Origin of the sequence: Bacillus sp. es.036 (genome assembly GCF_002563635.1) — a bacterium.
GTDB lineage: Bacteria > Bacillota > Bacilli > Bacillales > Guptibacillaceae > Guptibacillus.
The window spans coordinates 2,725,301-2,738,949 of sequence record NZ_PDIZ01000001.1 but is presented as its reverse complement, the minus strand read 5'-3'; the positions used below and the strand labels follow the sequence as shown (position 1 = coordinate 2,738,949).

At 39.6% G+C, this 13,649-nt stretch carries 15 protein-coding genes and 1 riboswitch; of the genes, 13 read left to right on the top strand and 2 right to left on the bottom strand.

From position 1 onward, the window contains the following. The first annotated feature begins 138 nt into the window (after positions 1-138). From ATG70_RS13940 to ATG70_RS13930, 3 genes are all read left to right on the top strand, one after another. Entirely contained in the window at positions 139-498 is a 360-nt protein-coding gene (locus ATG70_RS13940) for an arsenate reductase family protein (protein WP_098444882.1), read from the top strand. A gap of 97 nt (positions 499-595) precedes the next feature. Beyond that, positions 596-985: a glycine cleavage system protein GcvH gene (gene gcvH, locus ATG70_RS13935; RefSeq protein WP_098444881.1), complete on the top strand. Its 390-nt coding sequence runs from the start codon at positions 596-598 to the stop codon at positions 983-985. Between the two features lie 156 nt (positions 986-1,141). Further along, positions 1,142-1,390 (top strand): YusG family protein, encoded by a 249-nt coding sequence (locus tag ATG70_RS13930; RefSeq protein ID WP_179886277.1) that lies wholly within the window; start codon positions 1,142-1,144, stop codon positions 1,388-1,390. Positions 1,391-1,592: 202 nt separating this feature from the next. Here the strand turns inward: ATG70_RS13930 and ATG70_RS13920 are convergent, their stop codons facing one another. Next, positions 1,593-2,096 carry a peroxiredoxin family protein gene (locus ATG70_RS13920; RefSeq protein ID WP_098444878.1) on the bottom strand — a complete coding sequence of 168 codons (504 nt, stop codon included), beginning with the start codon at positions 2,094-2,096 and terminating at the stop codon, positions 1,593-1,595. A gap of 139 nt (positions 2,097-2,235) precedes the next feature. Between ATG70_RS13920 and ATG70_RS13915 the strand changes: the two genes are divergently transcribed. From ATG70_RS13915 to ATG70_RS13895, 5 genes are all read left to right on the top strand, one after another. Next, entirely contained in the window at positions 2,236-2,763 is a 528-nt protein-coding gene (locus tag ATG70_RS13915; protein WP_179886276.1) for a TraR/DksA C4-type zinc finger protein, read from the top strand. Positions 2,764-2,903: 140 nt separating this feature from the next. Then, positions 2,904-3,233: a toprim domain-containing protein gene (locus ATG70_RS13910; protein ID WP_098444876.1), complete on the top strand. Its 330-nt coding sequence runs from the start codon at positions 2,904-2,906 to the stop codon at positions 3,231-3,233. 72 nt (positions 3,234-3,305) lie between these two features. Beyond that, entirely contained in the window at positions 3,306-3,608 is a 303-nt protein-coding gene (locus ATG70_RS13905) for a thioredoxin domain-containing protein (protein WP_098444875.1), read from the top strand. A 352-nt stretch (positions 3,609-3,960) separates the two neighbouring features. Continuing rightward, a complete protein-coding gene (sigI, locus tag ATG70_RS13900) occupies positions 3,961-4,725 on the top strand; it encodes an RNA polymerase sigma-I factor (protein WP_224882387.1) in 765 nt (254 codons plus the stop codon). A 22-nt stretch (positions 4,726-4,747) separates the two neighbouring features. Continuing rightward, positions 4,748-6,085 carry an anti-sigma factor domain-containing protein gene (locus ATG70_RS13895; protein ID WP_098444874.1) on the top strand — a complete coding sequence of 446 codons (1,338 nt, stop codon included), beginning with the start codon at positions 4,748-4,750 and terminating at the stop codon, positions 6,083-6,085. A 63-nt stretch (positions 6,086-6,148) separates the two neighbouring features. On the opposite strand, the gene ATG70_RS13890 is transcribed toward ATG70_RS13895, so the two are convergent. Further along, positions 6,149-6,568, bottom strand: coding sequence for a TlpA family protein disulfide reductase (locus tag ATG70_RS13890; protein WP_098444873.1), 420 nt, complete (start codon positions 6,566-6,568; stop codon positions 6,149-6,151). Between the two features lie 181 nt (positions 6,569-6,749). Then, a riboswitch (SAM riboswitch) is annotated at positions 6,750-6,860 on the top strand. Between the two features lie 95 nt (positions 6,861-6,955). On the opposite strand from ATG70_RS13890, the gene metX reads away from it, so the two are divergent. From metX to ilvN, 5 genes are all read left to right on the top strand, one after another. Then, on the top strand, positions 6,956-8,041 hold the full coding sequence (gene metX, locus ATG70_RS13885) for a homoserine O-acetyltransferase MetX (protein WP_098444872.1): 1,086 nt from the start codon (positions 6,956-6,958) through the stop codon (positions 8,039-8,041). Position 8,042: 1 nt separating this feature from the next. Then, positions 8,043-9,305, top strand: coding sequence for an O-acetylhomoserine aminocarboxypropyltransferase/cysteine synthase family protein (locus ATG70_RS13880; RefSeq protein ID WP_098444871.1), 1,263 nt, complete (start codon positions 8,043-8,045; stop codon positions 9,303-9,305). Positions 9,306-10,123: 818 nt separating this feature from the next. Next, on the top strand, positions 10,124-11,029 hold the full coding sequence (ilvE, locus tag ATG70_RS13875; protein WP_098444870.1) for a branched-chain-amino-acid transaminase: 906 nt from the start codon (positions 10,124-10,126) through the stop codon (positions 11,027-11,029). A gap of 357 nt (positions 11,030-11,386) precedes the next feature. Further along, on the top strand, positions 11,387-13,102 hold the full coding sequence (ilvB, locus tag ATG70_RS13870; RefSeq protein ID WP_098444869.1) for an acetolactate synthase large subunit: 1,716 nt from the start codon (positions 11,387-11,389) through the stop codon (positions 13,100-13,102). Then, positions 13,099-13,620 carry an acetolactate synthase small subunit gene (gene ilvN, locus ATG70_RS13865; RefSeq protein ID WP_098444868.1) on the top strand — a complete coding sequence of 174 codons (522 nt, stop codon included), beginning with the start codon at positions 13,099-13,101 and terminating at the stop codon, positions 13,618-13,620. The genes ilvB and ilvN overlap by 4 nt, the downstream gene beginning before the upstream one ends. Positions 13,621-13,649 lie beyond the last annotated feature (29 nt).

The window sequence follows — 13,649 nt, the reverse complement described above, 5'->3', positions numbered from 1 at the left end:
ATAAAGAGTGAATTTATTAAAGGATTTTAGTTTTTTATGCCGAAAGCTACTTTTTAGAGAAGCGTCTGTATTTGTCCTCATCCTGTCATGTGGTAAACTATCCATAGAATCACATGATGCCTTTAAGGAGGAACAGATTTGCCCATTACATTTTATGCCTATCCTAAATGCGGGACATGCCGTAAAGCCAAAAAATGGTTTGAGCAAAACGATGTAGAAGTAAATGAAATTCATATCGTAGAAAATCCGCCGTCGAAAGATGAATTAGCTACAATGGTTAATCAGAGTGGATTACCAATCAAGAAATTTTTTAACACAAGTGGTCAGAAGTATCGAGAGCTTGGTTTAAAAGATAAAGTTGCCTCATCTTCTCAAGATGAATTGCTCGATATCCTTTCATCTGACGGGATGTTAATAAAGCGCCCATTAGTAACAGATGGAGAGAATGTGACAGTCGGATTTAAAGAAGATGTTTTTGAGGAAATGTGGAAACGATAAAATAGTTGCTTAATTAATAATAACTATTATACGATAGTTATTGTAATTAATATAATTGACCTTAATTAAGAGGAATTATTTCAGGGAGGAATTACCAATGAACTTACCAAAAGATTTTCGCTACTCAGAAGAACACGAATGGGTACAAGTACAAGAAGACGGAAACATCCGAATCGGTATTACAGATTTCGCTCAATCAGAACTTGGAGACATCGTATTTGTTGAGCTTCCAGAAGAAGGCGACACAATCGAATCCGACGAGCCATTTGGTAGCGTTGAGTCTGTAAAAACTGTATCCGAGTTGTACGCACCAATCTCAGGCAAAGTTCTTTCTGTCAATGAAGATTTAGAAGACAGCCCTGAATTTGTTAATGATTCTCCATATGAAAAAGCATGGATGGTTGTTGTAGAACCTTCTGAGCCTTCTCAAATTGAAGAATTGATGACTGCAGAAGCTTACGAAAAAATGGTAAGCGAAGACGAATAATAAACTTAATGTGTTGTGGCATCACCCGTTTACAAAATAAATGATGAGATGGAACGGTTCATCATACACTCTAATTAGTGGTTCTTTTTTGTTTTAGTCATCTACTAGTCACATAGAGGCTTTATGGAAAGAAACGATATAGAGGAGATGATCCAAATGATTGATACTTCTCGTCCTATGGTAAGAATTGATGTCACGAACAAGATTTATGGTAAATTTGATCAAAAAGCAATGAATTTGTATCTGAACAAAGAAAAAATCGGCCGTATTTTATTCTCTGATCAGGGCAATCGCTACGAATTATCAGATGGATACGAATTTGATCAAGATAAAATTTACCACTATGAACAAGTTTTAGAGCAAAAGGCAAAGTATGTCGAAGACTGCGACCTCGGCTGGTGTTAGTAAGAAAAGCGAATGCGCTCGAAAGGACCGAGAAGCACTGGAAGCTTTCAAAAGGAACACGTTCTTTGTGTTCCGATTGAAAGGTGAAGTGATCGAGGGCCTGAGCGCAGTAGCTGGACAAGAAAAGCGAATGCGCCTGTTTATCCCCGACAAGCTTAATGTCTTCAAAAAAAACGGCCAATTGGCCGTTTTTTTTTAATTTTTATGCTTTATTTTTACGAATGTATTTAATGGTCGTAATCAATCCATCAGCTGAAGGTCTTCCGAAAGGGCTGGATTGGAGAAACTGTGCCATCAGTTTACCATTCTCATCGATTAAGAAAATAGCTGGTTCCCCATGTTCACCATGATCTTCATAAGGGTCGTCTTCGCGATGCATCATAACGCCATAAGAGTCGATTGCAGCGTTTTCGTTGTCGCTTAAAACTGGGAACTCAAGGCTGTGTTTTTCTTTCATTTTTCGAAGCGATTCTAATTCGTCTTTCGCGATTGCAATTGGGTGTACGTCTAGTTTTTGAAAAGCGCCTAGATGTTCTTGTAGTTCTTCTAACTGTTCGTTACACACAGGACACCATTCACCTCTAAAGAAGACGAGCATATGCCAGCGGTTATCTTCTTGTTGGTGCTGTTCAAATTGGAACAGTTCACCTTCTGTGTTAATAAGTGAAAAAGAGGGTGCCTGGTCTCCAAGTTTTAATTTAGCCATTATTACCACTCCATTCTTTAATCATATTCATTTATTTCCACGAGTTGAGCATGATAAAACATAATTGCATGGTTTAACTGCACGGTGGTTAAGGGAAAATAGGTATTGGAAAAGAAAATCACCTATGGAGGTAATGATAATGGCTTTGTCGAAGGAAGAATTACAGCAATTTAAAAAACAGTTACTTAATTTAAAGAAAGAGCTTTTAGATAGTGGTGCTAGTCATCGTGATGAAAATGCGGCATTATCCGATGAGACTGGAGAATTAACATCGTACGATAATCATTTTGCTGATATGGCTTCTGAGTTGGACCAACGTGAGAAGGATATTACTTTAGAAGATGCAGCAAGAGAACGATTGAGTTTAATTAATACAGCACTTGATCGTATTCGTGAAGGAAACTATGGCATTTGTGTGGATACTGGAGAAGAGATTGATAAGGAACGCCTTGAAGCCATTCCTTATGCTATTCGTACGAAAGAAGCACAGGATAAATTAGAAAAGGCGAAAGAAGATAGCCGACCAGATGATGAAGCTACTTTTGAGACCGCAGGTAATAGAGAAGATGATCGTCTACGTACAGTTGATGATCTTCAAAGAGAACACGGTAATTCGACTTCTGAAACGTATCTAGAAGAAGAAGATCCGGATAAAGAAACGGAGTAATAGACGGTTACCTGGCTCAATAGCTGTTGTGTAATCATATCTCGTTAGCTAATCTACTTCTAAAGTGAAACGATTTGCTTTCAACCACCATATGCTATAGCAATGCATTGATACGACAGCTTGAAATGGAGCGTTGTGCCATGAATGATAAAGTAATTATTGTCGAAGGAAAAACAGATAAACAGCAGTTAATGAGAGTGTTGGATGAACCTGTTCATATTATTTGCACCTATGGAACAATTAGCTTTGAGCGACTTGAGGAATTAAGTGAAGAACTTGAAGAGAAAGACGTGTTTGTACTAGTTGATGCAGATGATGCAGGTGAGAAATTAAGGCGACAATTAACGCAGGAAATTCCCCACGCAGAACATCTTTATATCACAATGCTTCATCGTGAAGTAGCAGAGACACCGCTAAATTATTTAACAAGAATTTTAAGAGCAGCTAAGTTTAAAGTATTAACTGTATAATGCAAGTAAAAGATTAACGAAGGGAAGCTTTAAGTAGCTTCCTTTTGGTCTTAAAGGAATTGAGGCATACGGATGCAAGAGATTACTGACGAAGCTTTGATTAAAGAGCTTTTAGAAAAAGAAGGTAGTGTTATATTCTTCTATACTCCCTTTTGTCAGACATGTAAAATAGCAGAGCGAATGTTACATATTGTTACAGAAGCAAAAGAGATGAACGCTGTTGTATATACGTGCAACTTGAATTATTTTCCTTGGGTTGCAGAAGTGCTCGGAATACAAAGTGTTCCTGCATTAACAGTTATTGGTGGAAATGATGAAAATCGGATCCTTTTTGCATTTGAATCCGTGGTAACAATCGATAAATTTCTTAATTAAAGTAAATTCGTTTGATGAATTTTGACCATCTACTCGTTTTTTATAAGTTGCAAAAATCCTGTCTGCAAAGGAAAAAATGAATATTTAATTTGCTGAAAATTAAGCAAGATTAATAATGATAAGATAATATAACAGGAAGTAAAGAAACAGTAACATTGTCATAAAATTGTATTTTCGTTGATGCTGATTGAGTGGTATAACTGAATAGAGTCACCATTCCACTGTTTTGTACGGATGGTGGCGCATTTCATTTTCTAACCTATTATAGAATTTCCAAAACTTAAAAACATCTAAGAATTCAACCCGAAAAGCGGTCTAGTTGAGATTGACTGCAATATGAGAGGTGTATAACATGACAACCATTTCAATCAGCGCAATGGGAAATTTCGCTAATAAAAATGAAAACAAAAAAGAGACTATTACTTTAGAAGATAAAGTTGATCGTATACAGAATGGAAATCAGGCGTTACGCAATCAGCTTTTAGAAGACTATCAACCTTTTATTAAGAAAATCACGTCTAAAGTTTGCAATCGCTATATAAATCATTCGATGGATGAGTTCAGTATAGGACTATCCGCTTTTAATGAAGCTATGGATCAGTATCGAAAAGGCCAGGGAAGCAGATTTTTAACATTTGCTGATATGGTGATTAGAAGAAGAGTGATCGATTATATTCGAAAAGAAGCGCGACAGAATAAGTATATTTACCTTGAACCTGAGGAACTTGATGAGGAAGGTCGGCTAGAAGATAGCTTTGCAGAACAAAAAGCCGCACTTGATGTATATGAGATTGATAAACAACGTGAAGTACGAATGTTTGAAATTGAGGAATATGAGCAGTTGCTGAAGAAATTTAGTATTACGTTTAAGGTTCTTAGCAAAAACTGTCCGAAACATATTGATGCAAGAGAAAATGCCAAGATGATTGCAAAATTAATCGCGGATGATCACGTTCTTTCAGGATATTTATTAGAGAAAAAGCAGCTCCCTATAAAAGATTTGCTGGCGCTCGTTACATGCAGTCGCAAAACGATTGAACGTAATCGAAAGTATATAATAGCAGTTGCATTAATTCATTTGGGTGGATTTAATGCTCTGAAATCTTATATACAGTAGTTGGAAAAAAGGGGGCCAGGGGATGAAAAAAGGGGTCATTATGGACATTCGCGGAAGAAAGGCAGTTGTACTAACTCCTGATGGAGAATTTTCAACGATCAATCTGAAGCGAAATCATGAGTTAACAATCGGCTCTGAAATTAAACTTGCACCAAAACCACTAAATAAGAAAAAAGGTTATTTTACCCCCTCTATGCCCACCCTGGCCGGTTTGGCAGCAATTCTATTGTTAGTCGTTATCGTAACAGGCGTTATTCCTGTTAGACAAAATGATGTGGTTGCAGCCTATGTAAGCTTTGATATCAATCCAAGTATTGAGGTTGGAGTTAATTCTGATCTTGAAGTTATTCAATATCAAGCATGGAATTCAGACGGTGAAGGGTTGAACTTAGAACGGGATACAATGAATATGCCACTTAGCGAATTTGGAGGATTACTTGTCTCGAAACTCGATAACGAAGGCTATCTAGAAGAAAATCGGGAATTACTCATTGTCGCTTCGAACGTTGAAGCAAAAGAAAGTAAAGGAATCAGCGGAGATTTAGAAGCCGTTATCCAAGGTATAGAAAAGAATAACGCACTTGTTAATCAAGCGGTTGCCATTACAACCATTCTTGATGCTGATTACAGTATGCGCGAAAAAGCAATAGAACATGGGATATCTCAAGGGAAATATATGGCATACCTCGCAGCCATTGATCGGGGAGCTTCTTTGTCAATGGACGAAGTACGTAATTTATCTGTGAAAAAAATGGATGAAATGCAACCCGAAAGTATGACCGCTGTTGAGGCGAAAGAATCTGAAGATCCTGATGAATTCAAAGTGAAAGATACACCAACACCTATTGAAGACTCTGTTGTCCAATTAAACGACAAAAAAGTAGTACCTGATCAAGAGGATGAAAACGGAGAACTTATCCTCAAACAACCTGAACAAAAATCTGTTCCTGAATCAAAAGACAATCAATCGAATAATGTTAATTCCAATGAGTCAAAGAAAACCAATTCATCTAGTGGCACGCAGACACAAAAAGATGACAAAGAAGATCAAAATGAAAAAGATAAACAAGATAAAGCAGAAAAAAAAACGGAAACTAAAGTAGAAAAAGAACAAGAGAAAGAAAAAAAGCAGGCTGAAAAACAAAATAGTAAAACAGATAAAGCTCAAGAAAAAGCTGAAAAGAAGGATGAGAAGGCACAAGAAAAAGCTGAAAGAAAAAGCGATAAGGCTCAAGAAAAGTCTGAGAAGAAAGACGAAAAAGCGCAAGACAAAGAGGAAAAGAAGAGCGAAAAAGCTCCAAAGAAAGAAGACCCAAAAGATAATAAAGGCAAGTCTGAAGAAAAGAAAAAAGATTCGTGAAGCATCATGCTATTATTCATTTTATATCCATTATTTAAGCCAGAGGGATTCCTCTGGCTTTTTTTACTTCATGATGGATGGAAGAGCTTTCGCAATATCGAGGAAAGAAGATTGATCATTAAAAACGTTAACAATTTGATGATCTTTATCGAGTAGAACCGTTGTTGGAACTCCAGTACATCCGTAATCATCATACGTTTCTCGACCATTGTCACGTAATACAGGAAAAGGAAGGTCGTTTTTTATCGTAAATTCTTTTCCGGCTTCCTCTGATCGTTCTCGTCCAGTTACATTTATTGTTAAGAAGGCCAGCTCTTCAAGATCAGCATGGTGGTAAAATTGTTCTTTCATCGGCATATCTTTCATACAGTCAGGACACCAGGATGTCCAGAACGTTATCATCACTGGTTTTCCAACAAAGTCAGTAAGGCGAATAACGTCGCCACTATTCATATCCTCTAATGCAAAGAAGGGTGCTTCCATAGTTGTTCACCTCTTTTAAATGGTCTATCGTTACCTTATCAAAAAGTTCATTCTAACGAAAGATTTCTGGTCATAGACTGTTTTATCCCTGAGTTCAAAAGAATAAAAATTCCGAAAAATGTTTGACACTAATGCGCCACCTTGCTAAAATAAACACAATTAATTAAAAACGAAATATTCTTACTTATCTAGAGAGGCGGAGGGACTGGCCCTATGAAGCCCGGCAACCGTCAAACCAATCCTGGTTTGAAAAGGTGCCAAATCCTGCAGGAGAAATCCTGAAAGATAAGCGGAGCTGATGAATAAATCAAGCCTCTCTGTCTTTCAGAGAGGCTTTTTATTTTAAGTAAAAACAAGCAGTTTTTGTTTGAAAGGAGTGATAGGGGTTTGGATAGAGAGACGATATACGAAGATCGGACGGTATCGATTGGTTCGTTAATGCTGGAATCTGGCAATGAACTTCATGACGTCGAACTTGCCTATGAACGTGTAGGCCCTAGGGGAGCGCCGGTGATTCTTGTCTGTCATGCTTTAACTGGAAATCAGTATACAGTCGGTCATGAAGAAGCTGGCTGGTGGAAAGGATTAATTGGGAAAGGTGCTTCTATCGATACTTCTGATTTTCAAGTTATTACATTCAATGTCCTTGGGGGATGTAATGGCTCGACAGGACCACAATCGATCAACCCAGTTACGCAAAAGCGTTACCAAGCCGATTTTCCGTTTGTTTCTGTAAGAGACATGGTGCATTCTCAGAAAAAAGCGCTAGAGGAACTTGGTATCCACCACCTGCATGCTGTCATTGGTGGATCTCTTGGAGGGATGCAGGTACTAGAATGGGGGCTCCTCTATCCAGATTGGATGGATCATCTTATCCCACTTGCCGTCACACCAACCCTGAACGCCTATGGAATTGCTTATAATGCCATTTCTCGATTTGCGATTACGAATGATCCGAACTGGAGGAATGGTTACTATAGTAGTGATCAAACTCCAACATCTGGGCTTGCAACCGCAAGAATGATTGGAATGGTCTCCTATCGAACGGATGAAATGTTCCAAAAAAAATTCGGTCGAGGCGTTAAAGGGGCTTCAGTTAGCCATAAAGAACCACAATACGATGTCGAATCCTATCTTCATTATCAAGGAAATAAGCTTGTAAGCCGATTTGATGCAAATAGCTACTTATATTTGTTAAAGGCGATGGATAACCACGATATTGGCATTGAAAGAGGCAATCTTACCTTAGTAAACAAAAGATTCAAAGCAAACATCCTCGCAATTGGGTTCAAAGGAGATCTGATTTATCCACCAGATGAATTAGAAAAGCTTTTTCAACAAGATTCATCCTCTCAGTTTTATCTTGTCGATACTAAATTTGGTCACGATGGGTTTCTCGTTGAGTTTGATAAATGGGGACCGCTTATAAAAGAACAACTTACAATGATAAACAAAATCGAAGGAGTGAAGTGAAATGGCAGATAAAAAATATCATTTAGAGACGATTGGCATTCATGGAGGGTTACAAGCAGATCCTGCTACGGGAGCTAGAGCACTACCAATCTATCAATCTAATGCTTATCGATTTGACAATACTGACCATGCCGCTGATTTATTTGCATTAAAAGAAGAAGGGTTTATCTATTCAAGGATTGGAAATCCAACTGTCGGAGCACTTGAAGAACGAATTGCTCAGCTTGAAGGTGGCGTTGGAGCGCTTGCACTAGCAAGTGGTATGGCAGCCATTACTACGGCGATATTAAATGTTGCAAATAGCGGAGATGAAATTGTTTCAGCATCGACTTTATACGGTGGAACGTACAATCTCTTTTCTGCTACACTTCCGAAATATGGGATAAAAACCAACTTTGTTGACCCGGAAAATGTGGAATCTTTTAGGCAAGCCATTACACCAAACACGAAAGCCATTTTTGCTGAAACGATTGGGAATCCAGGCCTTCACGTATTGGATATCGAAAAAGTTGCTGAAATTGCACATGAAGCGGGCATACCACTGATTATTGACAATACGTTTGCAACACCTTATCTGTGCCGACCAATTGAACACGGAGCAGATATCGTCGTTCATTCTGCGACAAAGTGGCTTGGTGGAAATGGCTCAACGATGGGAGGCATCATCGTTGATGGAGGAAAGTTCGATTGGAACTCCTCTAAATTTCCTGGATTCACAGAGCCGGATCATACGTATCACGGCATCGTTTTTGCTGAAGCACTCCCAGAAGCTGCGTACATTGTAAAAGCAAGAGTGCAGCTGCTAAGAGATACGGGTGCTGCGCTTAGTCCATTTAACGCTTTTCAAATTGCTCTTGGTGTGGAAACGCTACACGTTCGCATGAAAGAGCACATTGCTAACACGCGAAAGCTAGTTTCTTATTTGAAAGACAATCCGGCCGTTGAATGGGTGAGCTATCCTGAGGAAGAGGATCATCCTTCACATCAACTTGTTCACAAATATCTTCCGAAAGGTGCCGGTGCTGTTGTTGTATTCGGCATTAAAGGAGGTCGTGAAACAGGTGCAGGGATTATCAATGCCGTTGATCTCTGGTCTCACGTTGCAAATGTTGGTGATGCGAAAAGCTTAATTATCCATCCAGCAAGTACCACTCATCAGCAACTAAGTGCTGATGAACTAGTGGCATCTGGTGTAAGAGACGATCTGATTCGACTCTCTGTCGGGATTGAACACATTGATGATTTAATTGATGATTTAGATTAAGCGATCGCAAAAGCAAAAGTCGAAGCTAGCGTCTAAGAAATATTAGTGGAAAGCCCTTTTCTCATTTAGAAGAGGGTTTTTTGCATGTTTCCTATTTTTTGTTCAAGTAAAGGTTGCCTATTACACGACAACTGTAAATGTTCATAAACATCTTTAAAGATAACGTAAGCTATTAACTATGCAACTTTAATAATGGAATTTGATAAATATGCTTCTGCATAAATGAACAAAATTCGTAAGGTTTCTATAGAAAGAAAAGATCGATCGTTGAGTAAGTTGGAACCAAGCATGTATTTTCAATGGAGGGATTATAAAATCGATCAATTTTTGCTAAGATGTTGGCATCATTCAAGTGTAATGGTTTAAGTAGAAAAACAAGAGGGGTTAAATAATTATGCAATGGTAGCTGTCTATTGTCGTCAGCTAGATAAGAACTGACGATTAGCAGTAGTAAAGGGAGTTCTTTCACTTAACTGAGAAAGGTATGAAATTCACCAACGCAACGCTGGTTTATGTGAATGACCTTATGTAAGCGCTTTTATTAATTTTACAATAAAAAATTTCGTGTGACCAAATCTCACGCACGATAGGATTGTAAGCGTTTACAAATAAACTGATATATCATAATTATCAAAAAACTTAACTTTTAGGTGTTGACCTTACGTCCAAACCGGCGTAATATAATCCTCAATTAAACAAACTAAGTATTCTAATAAATCAAACAAAAACAACAACTGGGACCTTGAAAATGATTGGTCCTATCATTAGACAATAACGCTTTACTGCGTCTACTTAACACATAGAAAGGAGTGAACAAGGTGAGTGAACAGTGGATCTACCTTAACGGAGAATTTGTGAAAAAAGAAGATGCCAAAGTATCGGTGTACGATCATGGCTTCCTCTATGGCGACGGGGTGTTCGAAGGAATTCGCATGTATGATGGGAATGTCTTCAGGTTAGAACATCATCTTCAGCGCCTCTATGATTCAGCTCATTCAATTATGCTAAAAATAACGCACACGATGGAGGAAATGACTGACATTATTGTGCAGACGCTGAAAAAAAATAACCTTCAAGATGCCTATATTCGCATCGTTGTATCTCGCGGTGTAGGGAATCTAGGACTCGATCCTTTCACATGTAAGGAACCACAAGTGATCGTTATTGCAGAATCACTGGCCTTGTTCCCTAAGCGATTATATGAAACAGGAATTGAAATTGTCACGGTAGCAAGCAGACGGAACCGCTCGGATGTATTAAGTCCTAAGGTGAAATCATTAAACTACTTAAATAATATTCTTGTCAAAATTGAAGCCAATTTAGCTGGTGTCAGTGAAGCACTGATGTTAAATGATCAGGGATATGTCGCTGAAGGTTCGGCTGATAATATATTTATCGTGAAAGGTAACGTTATTAAAACACCGCCCGGCTATGTCGGTGCGCTAGAAGGCATTACGCGAAATGCCATTATGGAACTCGCGAGACAAAAAGGGTATGACATGCGCGAAGAAACGTTTACGCGTCACGACGTCTATGTAGCAGATGAAGTCTTTTTAACTGGAACGGCTGCTGAAGTCATTGCCGTTGTGAAAGTAGACGGTCGCGAGATTGGAGAAGGGAAGCCAGGTAAAACGACAAATGACCTTCTTGAAGCGTTCAGAGATATTGTCACAGTGGATGGTGTCACTGTTTATCCTTCAAAACGTGATGTGCAGGCAGGGTGAAAAGTAAATATTTATAATCGATGACGAGGCAAAAGAAACAGGAATTGGTAATAACCAGAGAGCCGGTAGTGGTGGAAGCCGGTATTACCCCCTGTATCGACATCCCCTCCGAGTGTTGATCTGAACTTAGTAACATAGGATCAACCAAGTGTTCTTTAAACACTTGTTATCAAAACGAGCAATTTGCTCATAAGGCGGCAGTTTATTGTCGTAAAAGTAGGGTGGTACCGTGAAGTCTTTTCGCCCCTATGGACCGTAAAAAGCGGCGTAGGGATGAGAAGGCTTTTTTTTATTAATAGTTAGTAACGCTTCACCGTTAAGACGGAAGCGGGCAAATAAGCATTGGAGGGTATGAATATGCGGGCGAAGGCAAAACCAGAAGCCGAAGCGGTAACAGCGGAAATGACCGGGGCAGATGTATTAATCCATTCTTTAAAAAAAGAAAATGTTGAAGTTCTCTTCGGGTATCCAGGAGGAGCAGTACTTCCAATCTATGATGCATTATATCGATCACCGATTAAGCACATTCTGTCAAAGCATGAACAGGGCTCAATTCATGCGGCTGAAGGCTACGCAAGAGTGAGCGGAAAGCCGGGCGTTGTCATTGCCACTTCAGGACCGGGTGCGACCAATCTCGTAACAGGAATTACGGATGCAATGATGGATTCCCTGCCACTTGTGATCTTCACAGGTCAGGTGGCCAGTACGGTAATCGGAACAGATGCTTTTCAAGAAGCGGATATTATGGGGATCACGGCACCAATCACCAAACATAATTACCAGGTGCGTGATGTTCAGGACCTACCAAGAATTATTAAAGAAGCGTTCCATATTGCAACAACGGGGCGTCCCGGTCCCGTTCTCGTTGATATCCCTAAGGATGTGGCGAACAAAACCATTTCACCCGACTATGATTCGACTATCCATTTACCAGGCTATCAGCCAACCTTTTCGCCTAACATTTTGCAAATTAAGAAACTAGCAGATGCGGTTGGTGCAGCAAAGAAGCCGGTGATCTTAGCCGGAGCAGGTGTCCTTCATGCGAATGCGGGAAAAGAACTCGTTGCTTTTTCTGAGAAACATCGCATTCCGGTGATTAATACATTGCTTGGCCTAGGAAGTTATCCTGGCAATCATCCACTATTCCTGGGGATGGGAGGTATGCACGGAACGTACACAGCGAACATGGCTCTATATGAATGTGACTTGTTAATTAGTATTGGGGCACGGTTTGACGATCGATTAACTGGTAACCTTGATCATTTTGCTATTCATGCAACGGTGGCTCATATCGATGTTGATCCTGCCGAAATCGGGAAAAACGTTCCAACGCAAATTCCAATCGTATCTGATGCTAGAGAGGCATTGAAGAAGCTTCTAGAGATTGAATCCCCTCTTCCTGATACAGAAGAATGGCGTAAGAAGCTAACACAAAATAGTGAAGATTTTCCGCTGTGGAAGAAAGTATCAACGACTGAATTTCTCCCACAGCGTGTCGTAGAACTCGTACACGAATATACGAAGGGAGATGCCATTATTACGACCGATGTCGGTCAGCATCAGATGTGGGCAGCCCAATATTATGCATTTGCGGATGCAAATCGGTGGGTAACATCTGGAGGACTTGGCACAATGGGATTTGGCTTCCCTTCCGCTATAGGAGCCCAGCTTGCTTTTCCAGAACAAACGGTTGTTTCACTAACAGGTGATGGAGGATTCCAAATGACGTTGCAGGAGCTTTCCACACTTCAAGAACTTAATCTTCCTGTAAAAGTCGTCATTATGAATAACCAGACGCTTGGAATGGTGAGACAGTGGCAGGAAGCTTTCTACGAGGAACGCTATTCCCAGTCACTAATCCCTGTACAGCCTGATTTTGTAAAGCTAGGTGAGGCGTATGGAATTAAATCATTTAAAGTTACGAATGAAGAAGAAGCGAAAGCTGTTTTTGAAGAAGCTTTTTCTCACCGCGAGCCGGTCTTAATTGATTGTCGCGTAAGTGGAAAGGAAAATGTCTATCCAATGATTGCCCCTGGTAAAGGGCTGCATCAGATGATTGGGGTGAAACCATGAAACGAATCGTAACCGCAACGGTCATTAACCAAAGTGGGGTGCTAAATCGCATCACAGGCCTCATGACAAAACGGCAATTTAACATTGAAAGCATCACGGTTGGTCATACCGAAAAAGAAGGAGTTTCAAAAATGACCTTTGTCGTTAATGTCGATGACAATGCCAAAATTGAGCAGCTCATCAAACAGCTCAATAAGCAAGTCGATGTGTTGAAAGTAACTGATATAACGGACCAGGCGATTGTGGTCCGGGAGTTAGCCTTAATTAAGGTCATTAGTAATGCTCAAATACGAAGTGAAATTTCCGGCATAATTGAACCGTTTCGGGCTTCAATTATTGATGTAAGTCGTGAAAGCATCACGGTTCAGGTAACAGGTAATTCCGATAAGATTGAAGCAATCTTAGATCTTCTCAGGCCATATGGCATAAAGGAAATGGTTCGAACAGGCATCACGGCTTTCCCTCGCGGAAGTCAAAAATCTGTAACAGATTTGAAGCAGTATTCCATCTTAAATTAAAAAAATAAACCTAATTATGAAGGGATGAA